General features: G+C 71.6%; 23 protein-coding genes and 1 tRNA gene. 16 read left to right on the forward strand and 8 right to left on the reverse strand.

Features of this window, described 5'->3' with window-relative positions; all coding sequences use genetic code 11:
- The first annotated feature begins 3 nt into the window (after nucleotides 1-3).
- From cmk to ACLBYG_RS00270, 3 genes are all read left to right on the forward strand, one after another.
- Entirely contained in the window at nucleotides 4-642 is a 639-nt protein-coding gene (gene cmk, locus ACLBYG_RS00260) for a (d)CMP kinase (protein WP_051123743.1), read from the forward strand.
- Nucleotides 643-734: 92 nt separating this feature from the next.
- Nucleotides 735-810: transfer RNA gene (locus tag ACLBYG_RS00265), tRNA-Lys, on the forward strand.
- A 116-nt stretch (nucleotides 811-926) separates the two neighbouring features.
- Nucleotides 927-1,214, forward strand: a complete 288-nt coding sequence (locus ACLBYG_RS00270) for a hypothetical protein (RefSeq protein ID WP_447680228.1) — start codon at nucleotides 927-929, stop codon at nucleotides 1,212-1,214.
- Nucleotides 1,215-1,287: 73 nt separating this feature from the next.
- Here the strand turns inward: ACLBYG_RS00270 and ACLBYG_RS00275 are convergent, their stop codons facing one another.
- Nucleotides 1,288-2,226, reverse strand: coding sequence for an alginate O-acetyltransferase AlgX-related protein (locus ACLBYG_RS00275; protein WP_447680229.1), 939 nt, complete (start codon nucleotides 2,224-2,226; stop codon nucleotides 1,288-1,290).
- A 262-nt stretch (nucleotides 2,227-2,488) separates the two neighbouring features.
- Here ACLBYG_RS00275 and ACLBYG_RS00280 point away from each other — a divergent pair, with 262 nt between their 5' ends.
- Nucleotides 2,489-2,668 carry a hypothetical protein gene (locus ACLBYG_RS00280; protein WP_020092863.1) on the forward strand — a complete coding sequence of 60 codons (180 nt, stop codon included), beginning with the start codon at nucleotides 2,489-2,491 and terminating at the stop codon, nucleotides 2,666-2,668.
- 18 nt (nucleotides 2,669-2,686) lie between these two features.
- Here the strand turns inward: ACLBYG_RS00280 and ACLBYG_RS00285 are convergent, their stop codons facing one another.
- Nucleotides 2,687-2,977 (reverse strand): PilZ domain-containing protein, encoded by a 291-nt coding sequence (locus ACLBYG_RS00285; RefSeq protein WP_447680230.1) that lies wholly within the window; start codon nucleotides 2,975-2,977, stop codon nucleotides 2,687-2,689.
- A gap of 407 nt (nucleotides 2,978-3,384) precedes the next feature.
- On the opposite strand from ACLBYG_RS00285, the gene ACLBYG_RS00290 reads away from it, so the two are divergent.
- Nucleotides 3,385-4,428 carry a hypothetical protein gene (locus tag ACLBYG_RS00290; protein WP_091925052.1) on the forward strand — a complete coding sequence of 348 codons (1,044 nt, stop codon included), beginning with the start codon at nucleotides 3,385-3,387 and terminating at the stop codon, nucleotides 4,426-4,428.
- A 16-nt stretch (nucleotides 4,429-4,444) separates the two neighbouring features.
- On the opposite strand, the gene ACLBYG_RS00295 is transcribed toward ACLBYG_RS00290, so the two are convergent.
- The gene (locus tag ACLBYG_RS00295) at nucleotides 4,445-4,786 is read right to left on the reverse strand and encodes a hypothetical protein (protein WP_020092859.1); all 342 of its coding nucleotides are present in this window, start codon (nucleotides 4,784-4,786) and stop codon (nucleotides 4,445-4,447) included.
- A gap of 82 nt (nucleotides 4,787-4,868) precedes the next feature.
- Nucleotides 4,869-5,732 (reverse strand): formyltransferase family protein, encoded by an 864-nt coding sequence (locus ACLBYG_RS00300; protein ID WP_091681999.1) that lies wholly within the window; start codon nucleotides 5,730-5,732, stop codon nucleotides 4,869-4,871.
- A 199-nt stretch (nucleotides 5,733-5,931) separates the two neighbouring features.
- On the opposite strand from ACLBYG_RS00300, the gene ACLBYG_RS00305 reads away from it, so the two are divergent.
- Nucleotides 5,932-7,530: a cryptochrome/photolyase family protein gene (locus ACLBYG_RS00305; protein ID WP_447680231.1), complete on the forward strand. Its 1,599-nt coding sequence runs from the start codon at nucleotides 5,932-5,934 to the stop codon at nucleotides 7,528-7,530.
- Here ACLBYG_RS00305 and bcsS read toward each other — a convergent pair.
- Complete coding sequence (bcsS, locus tag ACLBYG_RS00310; RefSeq protein WP_447680232.1) at nucleotides 7,497-8,222, reverse strand: cellulose biosynthesis protein BcsS; 726 nt, start codon at nucleotides 8,220-8,222, stop codon at nucleotides 7,497-7,499. The two genes, ACLBYG_RS00305 and bcsS, sit on opposite strands and share 34 nt — an antisense overlap.
- A gap of 293 nt (nucleotides 8,223-8,515) precedes the next feature.
- On the opposite strand from bcsS, the gene ACLBYG_RS00315 reads away from it, so the two are divergent.
- The gene (locus ACLBYG_RS00315; RefSeq protein WP_267965786.1) at nucleotides 8,516-9,118 is read left to right on the forward strand and encodes an exopolysaccharide biosynthesis protein; all 603 of its coding nucleotides are present in this window, start codon (nucleotides 8,516-8,518) and stop codon (nucleotides 9,116-9,118) included.
- A 9-nt stretch (nucleotides 9,119-9,127) separates the two neighbouring features.
- Here ACLBYG_RS00315 and ldtR read toward each other — a convergent pair whose 3' ends face one another.
- Nucleotides 9,128-9,640: a transcriptional regulator LdtR gene (gene ldtR / locus ACLBYG_RS00320; RefSeq protein ID WP_056527383.1), complete on the reverse strand. Its 513-nt coding sequence runs from the start codon at nucleotides 9,638-9,640 to the stop codon at nucleotides 9,128-9,130.
- 160 nt (nucleotides 9,641-9,800) lie between these two features.
- Nucleotides 9,801-10,259 carry a DUF6163 family protein gene (locus tag ACLBYG_RS00325; protein ID WP_026604878.1) on the reverse strand — a complete coding sequence of 153 codons (459 nt, stop codon included), beginning with the start codon at nucleotides 10,257-10,259 and terminating at the stop codon, nucleotides 9,801-9,803.
- A 211-nt stretch (nucleotides 10,260-10,470) separates the two neighbouring features.
- Between ACLBYG_RS00325 and hemB the strand changes: the two genes are divergently transcribed.
- The 9 genes from hemB (at nucleotide 10,471) to ACLBYG_RS00370 (ending at nucleotide 19,388) form a co-directional block, all read left to right on the forward strand.
- Nucleotides 10,471-11,529, forward strand: a complete 1,059-nt coding sequence (hemB, locus tag ACLBYG_RS00330; RefSeq protein ID WP_026604877.1) for a porphobilinogen synthase — start codon at nucleotides 10,471-10,473, stop codon at nucleotides 11,527-11,529.
- A complete protein-coding gene (locus ACLBYG_RS00335) occupies nucleotides 11,526-11,894 on the forward strand; it encodes a hypothetical protein (protein ID WP_020092850.1) in 369 nt (122 codons plus the stop codon). The genes hemB and ACLBYG_RS00335 overlap by 4 nt, the downstream gene beginning before the upstream one ends.
- Nucleotides 11,895-11,992: 98 nt before the next feature.
- Nucleotides 11,993-12,481 (forward strand): RDD family protein, encoded by a 489-nt coding sequence (locus tag ACLBYG_RS00340; protein WP_331299659.1) that lies wholly within the window; start codon nucleotides 11,993-11,995, stop codon nucleotides 12,479-12,481.
- Between the two features lie 124 nt (nucleotides 12,482-12,605).
- Complete coding sequence (locus ACLBYG_RS00345) at nucleotides 12,606-13,352, forward strand: arginyltransferase (protein ID WP_091925038.1); 747 nt, start codon at nucleotides 12,606-12,608, stop codon at nucleotides 13,350-13,352.
- A gap of 119 nt (nucleotides 13,353-13,471) precedes the next feature.
- Nucleotides 13,472-14,779 (forward strand): adenylosuccinate lyase, encoded by a 1,308-nt coding sequence (purB, locus tag ACLBYG_RS00350; RefSeq protein WP_447680233.1) that lies wholly within the window; start codon nucleotides 13,472-13,474, stop codon nucleotides 14,777-14,779.
- A 79-nt stretch (nucleotides 14,780-14,858) separates the two neighbouring features.
- Nucleotides 14,859-15,716, forward strand: a complete 858-nt coding sequence (locus ACLBYG_RS00355; RefSeq protein WP_447680234.1) for a D-amino-acid transaminase — start codon at nucleotides 14,859-14,861, stop codon at nucleotides 15,714-15,716.
- Between the two features lie 112 nt (nucleotides 15,717-15,828).
- Nucleotides 15,829-16,143, forward strand: a complete 315-nt coding sequence (locus ACLBYG_RS00360) for a hypothetical protein (protein ID WP_447680235.1) — start codon at nucleotides 15,829-15,831, stop codon at nucleotides 16,141-16,143.
- A 157-nt stretch (nucleotides 16,144-16,300) separates the two neighbouring features.
- On the forward strand, nucleotides 16,301-17,593 hold the full coding sequence (locus ACLBYG_RS00365; RefSeq protein ID WP_091925032.1) for an adenylosuccinate synthase: 1,293 nt from the start codon (nucleotides 16,301-16,303) through the stop codon (nucleotides 17,591-17,593).
- A gap of 280 nt (nucleotides 17,594-17,873) precedes the next feature.
- On the forward strand, nucleotides 17,874-19,388 hold the full coding sequence (locus ACLBYG_RS00370; protein ID WP_447680236.1) for a histidine kinase: 1,515 nt from the start codon (nucleotides 17,874-17,876) through the stop codon (nucleotides 19,386-19,388).
- Nucleotides 19,389-19,523: 135 nt separating this feature from the next.
- On the opposite strand, the gene rpoH is transcribed toward ACLBYG_RS00370, so the two are convergent.
- Nucleotides 19,524-20,417 carry an RNA polymerase sigma factor RpoH gene (gene rpoH / locus ACLBYG_RS00375; protein WP_042672026.1) on the reverse strand — a complete coding sequence of 298 codons (894 nt, stop codon included), beginning with the start codon at nucleotides 20,415-20,417 and terminating at the stop codon, nucleotides 19,524-19,526.
- Nucleotides 20,418-20,439 lie beyond the last annotated feature (22 nt).

Below are 20,439 nucleotides of genomic sequence, written 5' to 3' on the forward strand. Positions count from 1 at the left end.
GCCATGCCGCTCGTCATCGCGATCGACGGACCGGCCGCGTCCGGCAAGGGTACCCTCGCCAAGCGTCTGGCCGACCATTACGGCCTGCCGCATCTCGACACCGGGCTCCTCTACCGGGCGGTGGCGCTCGCCCTGATCGACGCCGGTCTGTCGCTGGACGATGCCGCCGCCGCGGCGCGGGCGGCCCAGGCCCTCGACGCCGGTCGGCTCGACGATCCGCGCCTGCGCGAGCGGGCGATGGGCGAGGCGGCCTCCCGCGTCTCGTCGGTGCCGGAGGTCCGCGCCGGGCTGCTCGCGTGGCAGCGCCGCTTCGCCGCCGACCCGCAGGGGGCGGTGCTCGACGGGCGCGACATCGGCACGGTCGTGTGCCCCGAGGCCGCGGTGAAGCTGTTCATCACCGCCTCGTCCGAGGAGCGTGCCCGCCGTCGCCACCGCGAACTGGCCGGCCGCGGCGAGGCGGCGACCTTCGCGGCGATCCTGGCCGACATCGAGGCCCGCGACGCCCGGGACGCGTCGCGCAGCGCCGCGCCCCTGCGCATGGCCGAGGACGCGGTCCGGCTCGACACCACCGAGCTCGACGCGGACGCGGCCTTCGACGAGGCCCGGGACATCGTGGAGCGGACCCGCGGCGACGCGGCCTGAGGGTTGTCCACCTCCGTCGTGTTGACCCCCCGGTCCCGCTCACCTATTGCGGACGCGCCGTCCCCGACGGGCCGCCGCGCGGCCCGGGACGCGAGCGCGTAGCTCAGCTGGTAGAGCAACGGACTTTTAATCTGTAGGTCCTGGGTTCGAGTCCCAGCGCGCTCACCACATCCTCGATCCTCACTTTTGACATCCGGCGCAGTCGGCGCCCTGCCCACATGAAAATCGGAACCCCTGGTTGCGCTTTGGGTTGGGGTCCCAACGCAACTGCGAAGGAGTCACCGATGCGCAAGCTCGCTCTCATCTCCGCCGTCACCCTGTCCCTCGGCGCGCTCGGCGCCACCGGCGCCCAGGCGCAGGGTTCTGGCTACGGCTACGGCGGCCACCACGGCTACGGCTACGGCCGCGGCTACGATCGCGGCTACGGCCACCGGCGCGATTTCGGCTACCGCCGTCACCGCGGCCTGTCGACCGGGGCCGCCATCGGTCTCGGTATCGCGGGCGCGGCCGCCGGCGCCGCCGCGGCGGGCGCCTTCGACCGGGGCCCGGGCTATTACGGCCGCGGTTACTGAGCCGCCGCGCACCTGAGGGTGCAGAGCCCCGCCGCCACCGCGGCGGGGCTCTCGCTTTTAGAAGCGTCCGGCCTCAGCGCAGCCAGCGCCGGATCCGCTCCCGGAGCGTCGGGCGGACGGCCCGCCGCGCGCGCGCCGCCGCGAAGCGATCGATGCGGATCCGGTCGTTCGGGACCTGCCGCAGGAACCGCTCGGCGATCTCGAAGACGATGATGTCGGGCCGGACGTCCTCGACGTAGGCCCAGTCGATGTTCGCCGACCAGATCGCGTGCACCTCGGCGAAGGTCTCCGCCAGCATCGCCGTGAGCCGGGCGCCCGGGCTGTAGATGTAGGAATCGCCGAACAGCACCACGCGGCGCCGATCTGGCGCCTCCGGGTTCCTCAGGACGACGCGGGATCCGACGAACAGTCCGCGCGGCCGCACCGCCCGGCCGGATTCCCGCACGGCCACCAGGGCGTTCGCGTCGATCCGTGCCGCGCGGCGCGGGAAGTCGTAGGCGACGTAGGCCTCGTCGATGGGCGGGACGAGCTTCTCACCGAGATCGAAGGTGAAGCGCTCGGTCACGCTGGTTCCGGCGAAGACGTGCGCCGCCACCGGCGCGTCCAGGGCCTCGCAGAGCGCGCGGTACGCCGTCAGGTAGCCCCGGTAGGTCCAGTGGGTGTCCGTCCGCAGGTAGACGGGCTCCTCGGCCCGCGCCGCCAGCAGCGGTGCTTGCAGGTCGACCATCGGGGCCCCGCTGTCCCCGGCGACCAGCCGGGCGAGCCGAACCCCGGGCGGGTCGTCGAGCCCCGGGAAGGGGCGGCCGAGCAGGTCCGGATAGATCGCGAGCTTGTCGGGGACGACGGTGTGCACGTGCCGGATCCCGAGGTCGTCGAGGCGCCGCGCGCGCCGCCCGATGAGCCGCGTCCAGCGCTTCAGGATCCGCCGCGAGGTCGCGGTGTCGCCGTAGAAGGCTTCGACCTCGCGGGCGCGTCCGACCCAGTACAGCCAGCCATCGTGTCCGACGGCCACGCCGTTGCCGCTCGTCTTCAAAGCTTCCGGCCTCCCGCCGCCCGCCACAATCCCGTCGATGACGCTGGGCTTCCGCCTCGATGGATCCGCGCGGGATTGCAACCCCTTCGTCCCCGGGAGCGGCGGGAACGCGCCGGCGGCGTTCCCGGCGCGCCGCCGCTTTCGCCGGCGTATCCGCGCCGCGGTGAAACTTTATGGCCGCGCCGCGGGTACTCCCGTCAGGCGCATCACTCGGCGCGGCGTTGCGAAGAAGGGTCGACCCATGTCCGCGCTTGTCACGTTCGTCGGCTGCGGCCTGGTCCTGTCCGGGTTCGCGGCCGAGAAGTTCGCCGAGCGTCGCTGGCTCGCGGCGAGCCGGCCCGCACCCCTCGACACCCTCGCGGTCCTGGCGCTGGCGCTGCCGGCCGTCGGGCTCACGCTGATGGCGACGCTCGCGGTCTGAGCCCGCAGGGTCGACCTCTCACACGGCCTCGCCGCAGAACAGGACGCCGACCGTCCGCTCCTTCCGCCAGACGAGCTGGACCGCGTAGCGCATCTCGGCGCTCGCCAGCACGAGGTCGAACTTGTCCTCCAGCAGCACCGCCTGCGAACCCAGGAACTCCAGCATCGCGCCGCGATCGGAGATGTTCATGACCTGGCAGGGATAGCGCGCGCCGTCCCGTTGCTGGGCGAAGGCCAGCAGGGCGGTGGGTCTCCGCTCGGTCGCCCGGCGTTCCGCGACGGCGGCAGGGGTGCTGGCGTTGCGGGACACGGCCGAAGTTCCTGCCCTGGTCGGCCGGTATGGCGCGATATCAGTAAAAATGCGCCGGATTCGCTAACATGTTATTGATGATCGACATCCGAGCGTCAGAATAGCAAGTCGCGCCCTGTCTATCGGACCGGTCTCCGGTAATCACCGCCGGTCTCGTCTCGGCGGCCCTTCGCCGGCCTTGATGAACCGGCCGATCAGGAGGCCGAGCGGGATCGACACCAGGAACCAATTGCGCAGGAATCGCAGGGCGGTCATCGGTTCGCTCCCATGGCGCGGCGGGTGCCGCATCCGCGGGCGCCCGTGGCCGGCGTCGCCGATGCGATGCTGTAACCTATCTGGTCCCGCGGGCGGGTTCTGCCAGTGCGATCCCGGGCGAGGCCGCACCGAGAGGATATCCGGAGACGATCATGCGCATCCGCCCCGGCACCGCCCTGATGGCGTGCTTCGCGATCGGCGTTCCGACGGTCGCGGCCGCCGAGGCGCCCGGACAGCCGCCGCGCGCAGCGCCGGCGACGGATCCGGCGTCCGCACCGCAGCCGTGGCCGCCGAATTTCTCCCGCAGCGTGCAGGGGACCGGGGTGATGGGCCTCGATGGCGGCCACGTCTTCCTCTGGAACCGGCCCCAAGGCTTCGATCCGGTCTCGACGCTGCGGGTCGACCGGCACGTGCCGGAGGGGTCGGGCGAGGCCACCCACACCTACAAGGCGCTCTGGGCGCTCGGATCCACCGGCCCGCACAATGCCGGCTACGAGTGGACGATCACGGGCGAGCTGCACAACCGCGCCCTCGCCAGCACCGGCGCGCAGAACGTCGCGGTCAACGGCACGATCTTCAAGGAGCCCAACGGGCTGGGGCCGGTCGGGCCCTCCTGGGCCGGCAATTTCAACTGTGTCGACATGACCGACGAGGCCGATCCGGTCGCCTCCTGCATCGGCGCCGAGATCGACGTCTCGGCGCAGTCGCCGACCACCGACCGCAATCGCCAGCGGGTCGGACTGCAGATCTCCACCGGCGGCGTTCCGGGCGCCCATACCGGCTACGGGATCCTGATGGGCAACCTGACCGGCTCCATCACCGATCGGGCGATCTCGTTCCAGGGGGAGGGGACCTACGGCATCGGCATCGACGCCGCCGCCGCGCGCTTCACCGGCGTCCCGATGCTGCTCGCGGCCGGGCAGGCGATTGGGCTCGACGGCAACCGCGAGGGCGGCTTCTCCCGCAGCCTCGGCTTCGACGGGCGCGATCTGGTCTACGGCACGGCGGCCGGGCCGGTCATGCGCGTGAGCGACAGCGGGCAGATCGAGGCCGCCTCGCTCCGCGAGAGCCTGCCGCGGCCGCCCGCGAGCAGCCGCGCGCCCTGCACCCCCGGCGACCACGCCTGGGACGAGGCCTACGAGTACCGCTGCGTCGCGCCCGACCGCTGGAAGCGCGCGGTGCTCAGCGACTGGTGAGCGCCGGCGCCGGCCGTCAGCGGTCCAGGATGCGCACCACCGCGCGGGTATCGGGATCGACGACCACGATCTTGTCGCCCGGCGCCACGAAGTAGCCGAATCGGCGCAGGCGCGGGTTCGGGGCCTCCGTGAAGGGTGCGAGCCGCACGTCGGGCGGCACGATGCTGCCGGGCCGCAGCGGGATCGATCCGACGATCGGGCCCGGACCCACCGGCCGGCGCACGATGTAGTCGCGCACCACCACGTCGTCGTCGGGGCCGAACTCGTCGGGCGTGACGATCACCGCCTGCGCGAGGGCGGAGCCGGTGAACAGCGCGGCGAATCCGAGGGCTGCGGCGAGGCTGGCGCGGGTCGACATGGCGGACTCCCGTGGGGCCCCGGCGGAGTGCCCGGGCCGCCGGAAACATCGGGGTCGGCGTTCGGGTTCCCGGACGGGCGGGTCAGCGGCCGATCTGCCCGGCCTCCGCGAGGGGAACCGGCGACCAGCGGGTCAGCTGGACGTACCCGTCGAGGGCCGCCACCACGACGTGGCGGCGGTGGCGGTGCACCACCGCTCCGGGCGTGTGCGCGTGGCGCTCCTGCCACCCCTGCGCCTCCGCCACGTAGACCCGGGCATCGCCGAGCCGCGCGATCGTCTCGACCGTGCCGAAGGCCCGCACCCGGCGCAGGACCGTCTCGACGTCCTGCCGGAAGTCGAGCGTCCGGTCGGCGTCGGTCGCGCGCGGCCAGTAGGAGCCGTCGCCCTGCGGCTCGGAGCGCCGCCAGCGGTTGGGCAGGTCGCGGCCCAGCGGGCCCGCGGCGAGGCGGCGCGCCGCCATCTGGCACTTGGCGAGCAGCGTCTCGTGGCTCTCGCGGGGGCTCAGGGCGAAGATCTCCTGCGCCAGGATATCGCCGGTGTCGAACCCGTCGGCGAGCACGTGGGCGGTGACGCCCCAGGTCTCGTAGCGGTCGAGGACGGCCCGGAACAGCGGGTAGGGGCCGCGGCCCGTCGGGAGCGGGGAGGGGTGGAAGTTGAGGCCGTAGGCGGCGCGGCCCTTCCAGCCCTTGATGAGCCAGGGATAGCCCGCGACCACGAGTGCCCAGTCGCGCCCGTGCTCGGCCTGGAGCGCCTCGATGTCCCGCTCGCGGATCCGCGAGAGCTGGATCGGCAGCCGGAGGGATCGGGCGCGGGCCACGACGACCTCGTTGTGGTCGTAGACCCCGTCGCAGGGGCGCGTGAACAGCTTCACCGGCGTCCAGCCGGCGTCCAGCAGACCCTCGAAGACCCCGCCGAGGAAGTCGATGCCGGCGAACGCGAACTTCATGCTTGCCGCCTGCGACCTTGTGCACGTGGAGGGCGCGGGTCCGCCGCCTGCCCGGCCGCGTCCCCGGGCCTACCTTGATTGGGCCGGCGGCGGTGGCAAGGGGGAACGGCGTGGTTCGGGTGATCTTCGACGGCGGGACCGGAGGGTTCGGCCGCGCCGCGGATGGCGAACGCTCCGCCCCGGACGGGAAGGTCTAGGCATGGCCGGGAAACGCCGCGCCGCCCCGTCCGGAACGCTGCGCTTCGTCCTCGGCGATCAGCTGACCCGCCGGGTGTCGAGCCTCGTCGACCTCGACGCCGAGCGCGACGTCGTCCTCATCGTCGAGGTTCGCGACGAGGCGACGTATGTCCGCCACCACAAGCAGAAGATCGCCTTCCTGTTCGCCGCCATGCGCCACTTCGCGGCCGAGCTGGAGGCGGAGGGGATCACGGTCGCGTACGTGCGCCTGACCGACGCGGGCAACACCGGCAGCTTCACCGGCGAGCTGGAGCGCGCCGTGGCGCGCCACCGGCCGGAGCGGGTCGTGGTGACCGAGCCGGGCGAGTGGCGCGTCTGGGAGATGATGCAGGACTGGCGCGAGACCCTGGCGGTCCCGGTCGAGATCCGCGGCGACAACCGCTTCCTGTGCCCGCGGGAGGATTTCGCCCGCTGGGCGGAGGGCCGGCATCACCTGCGGATGGAGACCTTCTACCGGGGCATGCGGCGCCGGACCGGCCTCCTGATGGACGACGGCGAGCCCGCGGGCGGCCGCTGGAACTACGACCCCGAGAACCGCAAGCGCCTGCCCAGGGGGCATCGTCCGCCCGATCGGATCGGCTTCCAGCCCGATGCCGTCACGCGCGCGGTCATCGCCCTCGTGGAGGCGGAGTTCGGCGACCATTTCGGCGATCTCAGCGGCTTCTCATGGCCGGTGACCCGGGCCGACGCCCTCGCGGCGCTCCGGCGCTTCCTGGCCGACGCCCTGCCGACCTTCGGCGACTATCAGGACGCGATGAAGACCGGCGCGCCGTTCCTGTACCACGCGCTCCTGTCGCCCGCCCTCAACGCCGGGCTGCTCTCCGCCGAGGAGGTGTGCTGGGCCGCCGAGCGCGCCTACCGCGACGGCGCGGCGCCGCTCCACTGCGTCGAGGGCTTCATCCGGCAGATCCTCGGCTGGCGGGAGTACGTGCGCGGCCTCTACTGGGCCCGGATGCCCGCCTACCGCGACAGCAACGCCCTCGGCGCGGGCCGCGACCTGCCGTGGTTCTACTGGTCCGGCGAGACGGCGCTGAACTGCGTCGCGCAGGTCGTCGCCGAGACGCGCGCCCACGCCTACGCCCACCACATCCAGCGCCTGATGGTGACCGGCAACTTCGCCCTCATCGCCGGCCTCGACCCGGCTCAGGTTGAGGAATGGTACCTGATCGTGTTCGCGGACGCCTACGAGTGGGTCGAGCTGCCCAACGTCCACGGCATGGTGCTGTGGGCCGACGGCGGCGTCATGGGCTCCAAGCCCTACGCGGCCTCGGGCGCCTATATCGACCGGATGTCCGATTACTGCGCGTCCTGCGCGTACGACGTGAAGGTCAAGGCCGGGCCGGAGGCGTGCCCGTTCAACTATCTCTACTGGAACTTCCTCATCGAGAACGAGGACCGGCTGGCGGGCAATCAGCGGATGGCCATGCCGTACCGGACGCTCCGCGGGCTGGGCGACAGGCGCCGCGCCGAGATCCGCCGCGACGCGGCCGCGTTCCTCGACGCCCTCGAGGCCCGGCCGGGCGCCGATCAGAGCGGCGACCAGACCGACAGGCTCAGGTAGGGGCAGGCGCGACCCCGGCCGCTCTCGGACTGGAGGCCCGCCGATGCGCGGAAGCTGTACCGGCCGAGGGCGAAGTCGGTCCCGTGCAGCCCGACGCTCCACTTCGCGTAGCCGGTCCTGTCCGTGTAGAGGGCGGCCTCGGGACCCAGATAGGTCTCCCAGAGCCGGTAACCCCAGGCGAGGCGCGCCCACAGGCTGTCGCGGGCCGACCCCGCGACGGCGCTCGCCTGGAGCAGCGTCGCCTCGCTCGGGCGTGCCCAGACCTCGCCGTGGAGCCGGAGCCCGAAGCGCGTCGGCAGGGCGTCGAAGAGCGGCCCCGCGATCAGCATCTCCCGCGCGATCTCGGGCCCGGCAAAGGCCGCGACCGCGCCCCAGTCGAAGACCCACTGGTATCCGGCCAGGGCGGCGGCGGCGACCGTGTAGCGCGTGCGGGGGCCGTCCGGACCGGACTCCGCGCGCCGCCCGCCACCGACGCTCGCGAGCGCGGTGAACCCGTCCTGCGCGAGGGAGGTGAGGCCGGCCTTCGCCCCGATTGTCAGGAAGGTGTCGCCGCCGGCGTCGAGGCTGCCGAACAGCAGCGTGTCGATCTCGCTGCCGCCGGCGGGGTGCGAGACGGCCGCCTGTCCCGCGAGCAGAACCGCGAGAACGGGCGCACGTCCAGCAATCTTCGGGCGAGGGCGCTGGTTCGGCACAGTCGAGCCTCCGACGTCTGCGGAGAACGGTAGTAGAAAATTAACCGCGTTTCATCGCGATCCGCTCGCGATCCCCCGGAATTGCCGGATTCGCACGCCGATCTTCGGGTCGCAGGGACGACGTTGCTTCGGAAAGGTGCGCCGGTGCGCGCGCTGTGCTGGCCGGGACTTCGCGGGCCGTCCGCCGCGCGTCCGCCCGCGGGACGCCATCGCGCTGTCGCGAATCTGCCGTGCTTGGCGTGCCAGATGTTCTCGGCTAGAGCCCCCGCGGGAAAGCGAAGGTTGGCAGATCCTTGACCTCCGGTGCACGAACGTCGGACGTCCTCACCGTGCTGGCGAGCCAGGAGGGCGAGCGCCTCACCGTGGGCGACATCGTCGCGGTCCTGCGGGACCGTGCCTTCGCGCTGCTCGTGGTCCTGCTCGGGCTGCCGAACTGCCTGCCCATGCCGCCGCCGATCCCGCTGATCTGCGGCCTGCTCCTGCTCCTCGTGGCGATCCAGATCGCCGCCGGGATGTCGGCGCCGTGGCTGCCGCGGATGCTCCTCGGCCGCTCGATCGCCCTGACGGATGTCCGGCGCGCCGTCACCCGCGCGGTGCCGATCCTGCGCCGCCTGGAGCGCTGGTCGCGCCCCCGCGTCAGCGTGTTCGAGACCGCGCTCGGCATGCGCGGCATGGGGATCGTCCTGCTCGCCCTGGCGCTGGCGCTGATCGTGGCCGCGCCCATCGTCGGGCAGATCCCGCTGGGTCTCGCCGTCTGCCTGGTCGGGCTCGGTCTCGTCGAGCGCGACGGTCTGGTCGTGCTGGGCGGTCTCGTGATCGGAATGTTCGGCGTCGCCATCAACGCCGGCTTCGCCTACGCGGTGATCGCCGGGATCATCGGCCTGCTGAACCTCTGAGGGCGCGCCTCAGAGGCGGTAACGGATCTGATCGGTCCAGAAGCGCTCCAGGCGGGTGAGGGCCTGGTTCAGGCGAATGAAATCCTCCTCCGAGATCCCGCCGATCGGCGTGATCGTCCGGGCATGCTTGTCGTAGAGCCCCTGGATGATCTCGTGGACCTGGCGGCCCTTGTCGGTCAGGCTGATCCGGACGGAGCGCCGGTCGGTCTTCGAGCGGGCGTGGTGGAGATAGCCGGCCTCGACAAGCTTCTTCACGTTGTACGAGACGTTGGAGCCCAGGTAGTAGCCCTTGGTCCGCAGCTCGCTCGCGGTCAGCTCCTTGTCGCCGATGTTGTACAGGAGCAGCGCCTGGACGCTGTTGACGTCCTCGCGGCCGCGGCGCTCGAACTCGTCCTTGATCACGTCGAGCAGCCGGCGATGCAGCCGCTCCACGAGGTGCAGCGCCTCGAGGTAGGAGCCCTTGGTGGAGGCGGCTTCCTCGGGGGCCTCGATCTGCGCGACTCGGGCGTTCTGGGTCTTCATCTCTGCCTCGCCATCCGATGATCCGGCACCCGTTGGATGCGGCGCCGTTGATGATGGCTAAGCTAGGGCTCGGGAATGAAAGGCGATTTAAGCGACAGGATGAATTCGCGATTTACTCTTCGCGGTAAAGACAAACTGAATGAAGACAAGAACGGTTCGTTCACCGTGCTTCCTGCGCGGCCAGCCATGACAGCAGGAAGTACAACGTCACAACACAGCCTCCGAATACGAGCAGCGGCACCGATAACGGCAAGAGTTGCGGTGTCAGGACAGCGAGCGTCATCGCCGACGTGACGGCGAGCAACCAGATCACGCCGCCCCAGGCGCTCGTCAGCCACAATCCGATCGCCGCCGCGGCGTCGATCACCGCGAAGTAGACGATCGCGGACTGCCGGCCGAACGGCTCGGCCTCGAAGGGGCGCACGCCCGGCAGGACGTCGAGGATGGTCGCCCAGGCGAAGACGCTCTTCAGTAGCCAGACGAGGGCCGTGAGCCGCATGAACCAGATCAGCACTGTGTCCCACGTGCCGGACGCGGGGCCCTGGGCCCGCTCGATGCGGTCGCTCGGGATGCCGCCCGGCCGCGGCGTCCTGCGCCGGATCGGAAAGTAGCTGGGCACTATCGAGCGCTCGCGGATGGTGGGGGCCGGTTCATGGCGAAGGGCCGGGATCCTGATCGATCGGGCGGGGGTCGCCGGGTTGAAGCGGTTCCGCCGTCCGGCGTCAACGGTCGGGTTTCGTTGCGCCGGCCCGGTGTGGTAGTCGATCGCCTCCGGCGCACGGGCGCCGCGCGATCCGCGGCGTGGTCCGCGCGAACGGTAGCGAAGCCGCATGTCAGACACCCTGCCAGAGCCGCGCCCTCTCGCCGTGGAGGCCGCCCGCGAGGGCGCCCGCGTGGAGGGTCTGAAGATCACCCAGCGCCCGCGCCGGAACCGGAAGGCCGACTGGTCGCGCCGCCTCGTCCGCGAGCACACCCTGACGGTCGACGACCTGATCTGGCCGATGTTCGTGATCGACGGCGAGGGCCGCCGCGAGCCGGTCGCCTCGATGCCGGGCGTCGAGCGCCTCTCGGTGGACGAGATCGTCCGCGACGCGGAGCGCGCCGCGAAGCTCGGCATCCCGGCGGTGTCGTTCTTCCCCTACACGGAGGTGTCGCTGCGCGACCCGACCGGCTCGGAGGCGCTGAACGCCAACAACCTCGTCTGCCGGGCGGTCCGCGCCGTGAAGCGGGCCGTGCCCGAGATCGGGATCATGACCGACGTGGCGCTCGATCCCTACACGAGCCACGGCCACGACGGCCTGATGCGGGACGGCGCGATCCTCAACGACGAGACGGTCGCGGTCCTCGTCGAGCAGAGCCTGATCCAGGCCGAGGCCGGGACCGACATCATCGCGCCCTCCGACATGATGGACGGGCGCGTCGGCGCGATCCGCGCGGGCCTCGACAAGGCCGGCTTCCTCGACGTGCAGATCATGGCCTACGCGGCGAAATACGCCAGCGCCTTCTACGGGCCGTTCCGGGACGCGATCGGCACCAAGGCGGCGCTGGTCGGCGACAAGCGCACCTACCAGATGGATCCCGGCAACTCGGCCGAGGCCCTGCGCGAGGTCCGGCTCGACCTCGACGAGGGCGCGGATTCGGTGATGGTGAAGCCGGGCCTGCCCTATCTCGACATCATCCGCCGGGTGCGGGACGAGTTCCAGGTGCCGACCTTCGCCTACCAGGTGTCGGGCGAGTACGCGATGATCGAGGCGGCCGCCCGCAACGGCTGGCTCGACGGCGACCGCGCGATGGTCGAGGCGCTCCTCGCCTTCAAGCGGGCCGGCGCCGACGGCGTCCTCACCTATCACGCGCCGCGGGTCGCGGAGCGCCTGCGCAACCATCCGTGAAGCGCGGGCACCGCTGGCTCCTCGGGGCCGCGGTCGTGGTCGGCTTCCTCGGGGGGCTCGTCGCCTGCCAGGACACCCTGCGCCGGGATCGCGTCGCCACCTGCCGCCGGGCGCTCCCGGCGGTCGCGCCGCAGGACGGGATCCGGCTCCTGCGCGCGGCGCCGGGGCCGTCGGCGAATTCGGTGCGCGTCGACTACGCCGACGGGAACCGGCAGCACTGGCTGACCTGCCGCTTCGATGCCGGCACGACCCTGGTCGCCCTCGCCACCGAGGCGAGCACCCTGTCGGGCCCGTCCCTCTACATGCTCAAGCGCTTCTACCTCGACACGCCCGACGCCGCGGCCGGAGACCCGGCCGGGCGCTGAGGCGCGCCCACGCCCGCGTCTCCTCACGGATCCCCTTGCGGCATCCGGCGCGCGCACCCACCTTCACGTCCGCAGCCTCGCTTGCAGGACGCGACACCATGCAGAACCCACAACCCGGATACGCGCAGCGCTTCGAAGCGCCCGGCTACGCCACCGCGTTGCCGATCCCGTTCGTGCGGGCGAGCCTGGGTGGCCGGACGGTCGCCTATCTCCTCGACATCCTGTTCATCTTCGGCTTCACGGCCCTGCTGACCCTCGCGATCACCGTGATCGGGGTGGTCACCTTCGGCCTCGGCTGGACGCTGTTCGCGGTCCTTCCGGCGAGCGGCATCATCTACAGCGCGATCACGGTGGGCGGGCCGAAACAGAGCACGATCGGCCAGCGGATGATGGGCCTGCGGACCGTCGCGCCCGAGAGCGGCGCGCGGGTCGACGTCATCACGGCCGCGGTCCACGCGCTGCTGTTCTACGTGGCGATCTCGACCTTCCTGCTCTGGTGCGTCGACATCGCGTTCGGGCTCATGCGCGCCGACCGCCGCCTCGGGCACGACCTGCTCCTCGGCCTCGCCGTCGTCCACGCGCGCTGAGCCGCGATTCCGCTGATGAAAATCTGACGGTGCGACCGGCCGGGCCATTGAGCCCCGGCCGGTCGCCTGTACACTGTCACGCCGGCGCCGCGAGGATGAACCCGGCGCAGGGTCTGTGAGAAGCGTGACCAGCCACCCGCGCGACACACCGCAATTCTACCTCACCGCCCCCTCGCCGTGCCCCTATCTGCCGGGGCAGGAGGAGCGGAAGGTCTTCACCCACCTGGTCGGACGGCGCGCCCGCGACCTGAACGAGATCCTGACCCAGGGCGGCTTCCGCCGTTCCCAGACCATCGCGTACCGGCCGGCCTGCGAGACCTGCCGGGCCTGCGTCTCGGTCCGCGTGGTGGTCGACGAGTTCGAGCCGAGCGCCAGCCAGCGGCGCATCCTGGCCCGCAGCGCCGACTGGGTCGGCACGCCGGAACCGAACCGGCCCGCCTCCGAGCAGTACGCCCTGTTCCGCCGCTACCTCGACGCCCGGCACGGCGACGGCGGCATGGTCGACATGACCGTGCTCGACTACGCAATGATGGTCGAGGACAGCCACGTCGACACGCACCTCGTGTCGTATCGCCGGCACGGGCCGGACACGGCGATCACCGGCCGCGGCTCCGGGCCGCCGCTCGCGTTCTGCCTGACCGACGTCCTCTCGGACGGCCTGTCGATGGTCTACTCGTTCTACGATCCCGCGGAGGCCGCGCGCTCGCCCGGGACCTTCATGATCCTCGACCACATCCGCCGGGCTCGCGGGCTCGGGCTGCCGTACCTCTATCTCGGCTACTGGGTCGAGGGCTCGCGCAAGATGGACTACAAGTCCCGCTTCCGGCCGCAGGAACGGCTGATGGGCCAGGGCTGGGTGCGGATCGACTGAGCCCGGTGCGGCGCGCGTTTCACGTCGGTTGCCGTCCCGGCATGCCCGATGCGCATTGAGCGGCCGGCCCGGCGCATGCTACCGGCCACGCACGCAATCCGGACCGTGCCGAGGCCCCCATGATCCCCCGCTATAGCCGCCCCGCGATGACGGCGATCTGGTCGCCCGAGAGCCGCTTCCGGATCTGGTTCGAGATCGAGGCCCACGCCACCACGGCGCTCGCCGAGATCGGTGTCGTGCCGAAGGCGGCGGCCGAGACGATCTGGACCAAGGGCAAGGACGCGGTCTTCGACGTCGCCCGCATCGACGCGATCGAGGCGGTGACGAAGCACGACGTCATCGCCTTCCTGACCCACCTCGCCGAGATCGTCGGTCCCGAGGCGCGCTTCGTCCACCAGGGCATGACCTCCTCGGACGTGCTCGACACCTGCCTTAACGTGCAATTGGTGCGGGCCGCCGATATCCTGATCGCCGACGTCGACTCGCTGCTCTCCGCCCTGAAGACCCGGGCCCTGGAGCACAAGCTCACCCCGACCATCGGCCGGTCGCACGGCATCCACGCCGAGCCGGTCACCTTCGGTCTGAAGCTCGCCCAGGCCTACGCCGAGTTCGAGCGCAACCGCCGCCGCCTCGTCGCGGCCCGCGAGGAGGTCGCCACCTGCGCGATCTCGGGCGCGGTCGGCACGTTCGCCAACATCGACCCGCGGGTGGAGCAGTACGTCGCCGAGAAGATGGGCCTGACCGCCGAGCCGGTCTCGACCCAGGTGATCCCGCGCGACCGGCACGCGATGTTCTTCGCGACCCTCGGCGTCGTCGCCTCGTCGCTGGAGCGGCTGGCGATCGAGATCCGGCACCTCCAGCGCACCGAAGTCCTCGAGGCGGAGGAGTTCTTCTCCGAGGGGCAGAAGGGCTCCTCGGCGATGCCGCACAAGCGCAACCCGGTCCTCACCGAGAACATCACGGGCCTCGCCCGGATGGTGCGCGGCTACGTCACCCCGGCCCTGGAGAACGTCGCCCTCTGGCACGAGCGCGACATCTCCCACTCGTCGGTGGAGCGGATGATCGGCCCCGACGCCACCGTCACCCTTGACTTCGCCCTGGCACGGATGACCGGGGTGATGGAGAAGCTGCTGATCTACCCGGCCAACATGCAGAAGAATCTCGACCGGCTCGGCGGCCTGATCCACTCGCAGCGCGTGCTGCTGGCGCTGACGCAGGCCGGGGTCTCCCGCGAGGATTCCTACCGGCTGGTCCAGCGCAACGCGATGCCGGTCTGGCGCGGCGAGGGCGACTTCCTGGCGCTGCTCAAGGCGGACCCGGAGGTCGCCGCGGCGCTCCCGGCCGAGCAGATCGAGGCCTGCTTCGATCTCGGCTACCACTTCAAGCACGTGGACACGATCTTCGGGCGGGTCTTCGGCGACCGCTGAGACCCCGCACGATTCCTGCTTCGACCCGCGCTCGCGGGCCCGCGTCTCCGGGCCCGCGCCGAACACAGGACAGCTCCCCGTGACCGCTCCCCGCATCGTCTACCTCAACGGCCAGTTCCTCCCCTACGAGGAGGCGCGCGTGCCGATCATGGACCGCGGCTTCCTGTTCGCCGACGGCATCTACGAGGTCTCGGCGATCATCGACGGCAAGCTCGTCGACAACGCCGCGCACCTCGCGCGCCTCGACCGCTCGCTCGGCGAGATCGGCATCCGCAACCCGCACGACGCGGCGGGCTGGGAGCGCCTGCAGACCGAGCTCGTCGCCCGCAACGGCGTCACCGAGGGGCTCGTCTACATGCAGGTGACCCGCGGGGTGGCCGAGCGCGACTTCGCCTTCCCGAAGGCCGGCACCGAGCCCACCGTGGTGATGTTCACGCAGGCCAAGACCGTGCTCGCCAACCCGCTCGCCGAGAGCGGCGCCCGGGTGATCACCGTCGAGGACCTGCGCTGGAAGCGGCGGGACATCAAGTCGGTGGCCCTGCTGGCGCAGGTGCTCGCCAAGCAGCAGGCGGCCGAGGCCGGCGTCGCCGAGGCCTGGATGGTCGAGGACGGGGCGGTCACCGAGGGCTCCTCCTCGACCGCGTTCATCATCGGCCGCGACCGCGTGCTCGTGACCCGGCCACTCTCCACGGCGCTCCTGCCGGGCATCACCCGGGCCTCGGTGCTGCGCCTCGCGCAGGAGGCCGACCTGCGGATCGAGGAGCGGCTGATCCCCGTGGACGAGGTCTACGCGGCCCAGGAGGCCTTCTACACCAGCGCCTCCGCCTTCGTGATGCCGGTCGTCGAGATCGACGGGCGGTCGATCGGCGAGGGGCGGCCGGGCGCGCTGACCCGACGCCTGCGCGAGCTCTACATCGAAGCCGCCCGCCAGGGTTGAGACCGCTCTATCCCGTCCACAGGACGGGACATCGGACCCCGCCGCGGACAGGAACGGATCCCGTCCCCGGCTGTTCCTCCCCGAATTCGTGTCTCGAACCGGGGAGGCCCTCGTGCCGAACAAGACCCTGCCCGCCGCCCTCGCGACGACTCTCGCGATGACCCTGGCGGCGACCGTCGCGGCGGTACCCGCCGGCGCCCAGACGACCAGTCCGGCCCCGGCGCCGCCCGAGCGCGTGCGCCCGAACGCGGACGCGCCGCCGCAGGACCAGTCGCTCAGCGACAAGCTCCAGAAGAACGACGGCGTGATCAAGCCGCCGGATTCCGGCACGACCGGCACCGTGGTGAAGCCCGACCAGTCCGGCTCCATGCCGGTGATCAAGCCGCACGAACTGCCCGGTCGGGACCCCGGCACCGAGGCCAAGTAGGCCGGTCGCGGCGAGGCCGAGAAGACCGCCATGCGGTCCGATCATGCGGCCCCTTGCTTGATTTCGCTGGCCGGATCGCGGAAACGGCTCACGACGTGCGCCGCCTGCACCCGTGGGCCGCGCCGTCCCGGTTTCCGTCGCGGGTAAGCAGGCAGGCATGGCCAACGTCGTCGTTGTGGGCGCCCAGTGGGGCGACGAGGGCAAGGGCAAGATCGTCGACTGGCTCTCCGAGCAGGCCGACATCGTGGTCCGTTTCCAGGGCGGCCATAATGCCGGCCACACGCTCGTCATCGACGGCGTGACCTACAAGCTGGCGCTGCTGCCGTCGGGCGTGGTCCGCGGCGGCAAGCTCTCGGTCATCGGCAACGGCGTCGTCGTCGATCCCTGGCACCTGATCGACGAGATCGAGCGGATCAAGGCGCAGGGCGTGGACGTCTCGCCGTCCTCTCTGCGGATCGCCGACAACGCCACGCTGATCCTGCCGCTCCACCGCGAGCTGGATCATTTCCGTGAGACGGCCAATGCCGGCCTGAAGATCGGCACGACCAAGCGCGGCATCGGGCCGGCCTACGAGGACAAGGTCGGCCGCCGCGCGATCCGGGTCGTCGACCTCGCCGACCCCGACGCGCTGCCGGCCAAGATCGAGCGCGTGCTGACCCACCACAACGCCCTTCGGCGCGGCCTCGGGATCGACGAGGTGAATGCCGAGGCGCTGCTGACCGAGCTGAAGGCGATCGCGCCGAAGATCCTGCCCTTCGCCGACACCGTGTGGTCGCTGCTCGACGAGGAGCGCCGGGCCGGCAAGCGCATCCTGTTCGAGGGCGCGCAGGGCGCGCTGCTCGACGTCGACCACGGCACCTACCCGTTCGTGACCTCCTCCAACATCGTGGCCGCGCAGGCGGCGACGGGCTCGGGCCTCGGCCCGGGCGCGATCGGCTACGTCCTGGGCATCGCCAAGGCGTACACGACCCGCGTCGGCGAGGGACCGTTCCCCACCGAGCTGTTCGACGAGATCGGCGAGACCATCGGCAGCCGCGGGCGCGAGTTCGGCGTCAACACCGGGCGCAAGCGCCGCTGCGGCTGGTTCGACGCCGTGCTGGTGCGCCAGACGGTCCGGACCTCCGGCATCCACGGCATCGCGCTGACCAAGCTCGACATCCTCGACGGCTTCGAGGAGATCCGCGTCTGCACCGGCTACATGCTGGACGGCCAGCCGATCGACCATCTGCCGGCGAGCCAGGCCGCGCAGGCCCGGATCGAGCCGGTCTACGAGGTGATCCCGGGTTGGTCGGAGACGACAGCGGGGGCCCGGTCCTGGGCGGATCTGCCCGCGCAGGCGATCAAGTACGTGCGCCGGATCGAGGAGCTGATCGGGGCGCCGGTGGCGCTGCTGTCGACCTCGCCCGAGCGCGACGACACGATCCTCATGCACAACCCGTTCGAGGATTGACCCTTCGCGCGCTATCCCGTTGACGACGCGTGTTTTCGGCGGCCCTGCCTGTATCCAGTCCGCGCGGGCTTGATCTAGAACGGGCTGGCGGCTGGGCGGTCCGTATCGCGATCCGCCCGCCGTCTCGAAGGCAACCGGCGCGCGGGCCCTGATCCCGCGCGGCGGGATACGACAAACCGGCCGACGGCCGCGACCGGACCTGTCGGGCGGGCGCGGACCTCGGTCCCCGGCCTCCGACCGGCGTTGCCGGACGGCGGCCGAAGGGGCGGACCAGAGTATCATGGCCGATTACTACCCGCTTCTGGCCCGCGCGCTCGACGCGCTGCCGGACCGAACGCCCGCCCTGCGCAAGGCGGTCTACGACCGCGCGCGCAACGCCCTGATCAGCCAGTTGCGCTCCCTCGATCCGCCGCTGTCGGAGGCCGATATCGATCTCGAGCGTCGGGCGCTCGACGCCGCGATCGAGCGGCTCGAGGTCGATCACGGCGGCCTCCCGGCCCCCGCCAACGATGCCGCGCAGGCGCCCGGGACGCCCGCTCCGGCCACGGTTTCGGCGCCGCCACCAGCACCGGCCGTGCCCGCACCCGCCGCGCCAGAACCCGCCATCCCAGAGCCGATCGTCCCCGCGGCGACGGAGCCCGAGATCCCGGAGCCGTCCCCGCCGGAGCCGGGATCCGGTCCCGCGCTGGCGCCCATCCTCCCGTCGGCGAAGCCGCCCTTCGCGGTGGCGTCCCGCGACGGGGATCGGGAGGCCGCGGATGGGCCGCGCGAGGCACCGATCCCGATCGCGCCGCCGCGTCCGGGCACGCCGCAGGCGGCCGCGCCCGACACGGCCCCGCTGGTCGCCGAGACGTCCGGCGCCGAGACGTCCGGCGCCGAGGTGCCCGCCGTCGAGGACCCTGACGCCGAGGCGGCCGAGGGCGCGGGCGGGCGTCAGCGTCCGCGGATCGAGGTGGTCCCCCCGCGCACCGGTCGGTCGCGCGTGCTGCGCAACGTCTTCGTGGGCGGTGTCCTGGCTGTGGTGATCGGCCTGATCGCCGTCGCGGCCTTCCTGCTGCGCGACCGGCCGCAGAACCTGCCGTCGAACGGCACGGAGACCGCGGACACGCAGCAGCCGGAAGGTGAGACCAAGTTCGGCGACCGGGTCGGCGGCGACGCCGCCCCGACCCCCAAGGCCCCGACGCGCGTCGAGAACGGCGCGCCGGCACGGGCCGCGGCCACGCCCGCGCCGGCCGACGCGGGCGTCGCGGTCGCGCAGAGGGCGGAACTCGTCGAGGAGGCGACGGGGGCCGAGGGCGGTCAGCCGACCGTGACGCCGGGGCGGGTGACGTGGCGGCTCGAGACCGTCAACGGGGATCAGGGGCAGCCGGTCCAGAACGCCGTCGTCGCCACTGTGACCATCCCGGATGCCGGCCTGACGCTGGTGATGACCATCCAGCGCAATCTCGACGCGACCCTGCCGGCCTCCCACACGGTGAGCTTGGCCTTCAGCCAGAGCGGCAGCAACGCCGCGTCCAGAACCGTCCAAGATGTCGGGTTGCTCCAGGCCAAGGACGAGCAGAGCGCCCGCGGCTCGCCGGTCTCGGGCCTGCCGGTTCGGGTCCGCGACAACCTGTTCCTGATCGGCCTGTCGTCGCTGCATAACGACGTCGAGCGCAACACCGACCTGCTCCTGCACCGGAACTGGTTCGATATCGCGCTGCGCTACACGTCCGGCCGCCGGGCGGTGCTGACCTTCGAGAAGGGCGCCGCCGGCGCCCAGGTGATGCAGAACGCCTTCGACGCCTGGCAGTGATCGGTCGAGGGCGCCGCCGGCGCCCAGGTGATGCAGAACGCCTTCGACGCCTGGCAGCGATCGGTCGACGGCGCCCGCCGTCCGAGCCCTGACCCGAACCGGCGCGCCCGGCGCGTCGCGCGCCGGGCGCGCGGCTCAGCGGGCCTCGATGCCGGTCCGGGGCAGCTCGCGGCTCGCGATGTTGCGCTTGACCGCTTCCTGCACCTTCTCGAAGGCGCGGACCTCGATCTGCCGGACGCGTTCGCGAGACACGCCGAACTCGCCGGAGAGGTCCTCCAGGGTGATCGGGTCCTCGGCGAGGCGCCGGGCCTCGAAGATGCGGCGCTCGCGCGGATTGAGCACACCGAGAGCGTCCTTGAGCGCGGAGAGGCGGTTCTGACCCTCCTGCTCCCGCGCCAGCACGGTCTCCTGGCTCGGGCTGTTGTCCACGAGCCAGTCCTGCCACTCGCCCTCGCCCTCCTCGCGCAGGGGCGCGTTGAGCGACGTGTCGCCGGACAGGCGCCGGTTCATGTCGATCACGTCCTGCTCGGGCACGCCGAGACGGGTGGCGATCTGCTTTACCTGATCGGGCTTGAGGTCACCCTCGTCGAGGGCCGAGATCTTGCCCTTGGCCTTGCGCAGGTTGAAGAACAGCTTCTTCTGGTTCGCGGTCGTGCCCATCTTCACGAGCGACCACGAGCGCAGGATGTATTCCTGGATCGCCGCCTTGATCCACCACATCGCGTAGGTGGCCAGGCGGAAGCCCTTGTCGGGATCGAAGCGCTTGACCGCCTGCATGAGGCCGACATTGCCCTCCGACACGACTTCGCCGATCGGCAGGCCGTAGCCGCGGTAGCCCATGGCGATCTTGGCGACCAGGCGCAGGTGCGACGTCACGAGGCGATGCGCGGCCTCGCGGTCGCCGGCGTCGCGCCAAGCCTTCGCCAGCGTGAACTCTTCCGACGGCTCCAGCATCGGGAACTTGCGAATCTCGTCGAGGTAGCGCGAGAGGCCACCTTCGTTGGCGAGCACGGGCAGCGTACCGGCCATGGCATTCTCCTGGACCTTATGT

The sequence above is a fragment of the Methylobacterium sp. D53M genome (genome assembly GCF_053345625.1).

Coding starts and splice junctions, on each gene's coding strand:
- cmk (WP_051123743.1), top strand. CDS start 4: ATGCCGCTCGTCATCGCGATCGACGGACCGGCCGCGTCCGGCAAGGGT.
- ACLBYG_RS00270 (WP_447680228.1), top strand. CDS start 927: ATGCGCAAGCTCGCTCTCATCTCCGCCGTCACCCTGTCCCTCGGCGCG.
- ACLBYG_RS00280 (WP_020092863.1), top strand. CDS start 2,489: ATGTCCGCGCTTGTCACGTTCGTCGGCTGCGGCCTGGTCCTGTCCGGG.
- ACLBYG_RS00290 (WP_091925052.1), top strand. CDS start 3,385: ATGCGCATCCGCCCCGGCACCGCCCTGATGGCGTGCTTCGCGATCGGC.
- ACLBYG_RS00295 (WP_020092859.1), bottom strand. CDS start 4,786: ATGTCGACCCGCGCCAGCCTCGCCGCAGCCCTCGGATTCGCCGCGCTG.
- ACLBYG_RS00300 (WP_091681999.1), bottom strand. CDS start 5,732: ATGAAGTTCGCGTTCGCCGGCATCGACTTCCTCGGCGGGGTCTTCGAG.
- ACLBYG_RS00305 (WP_447680231.1), top strand. CDS start 5,932: ATGGCCGGGAAACGCCGCGCCGCCCCGTCCGGAACGCTGCGCTTCGTC.
- ldtR (WP_056527383.1), bottom strand. CDS start 9,640: ATGAAGACCCAGAACGCCCGAGTCGCGCAGATCGAGGCCCCCGAGGAA.
- hemB (WP_026604877.1), top strand. CDS start 10,471: ATGTCAGACACCCTGCCAGAGCCGCGCCCTCTCGCCGTGGAGGCCGCC.
- ACLBYG_RS00340 (WP_331299659.1), top strand. CDS start 11,993: ATGCAGAACCCACAACCCGGATACGCGCAGCGCTTCGAAGCGCCCGGC.
- purB (WP_447680233.1), top strand. CDS start 13,472: ATGATCCCCCGCTATAGCCGCCCCGCGATGACGGCGATCTGGTCGCCC.
- ACLBYG_RS00365 (WP_091925032.1), top strand. CDS start 16,301: ATGGCCAACGTCGTCGTTGTGGGCGCCCAGTGGGGCGACGAGGGCAAG.
- ACLBYG_RS00370 (WP_447680236.1), top strand. CDS start 17,874: ATGGCCGATTACTACCCGCTTCTGGCCCGCGCGCTCGACGCGCTGCCG.
- rpoH (WP_042672026.1), bottom strand. CDS start 20,417: ATGGCCGGTACGCTGCCCGTGCTCGCCAACGAAGGTGGCCTCTCGCGC.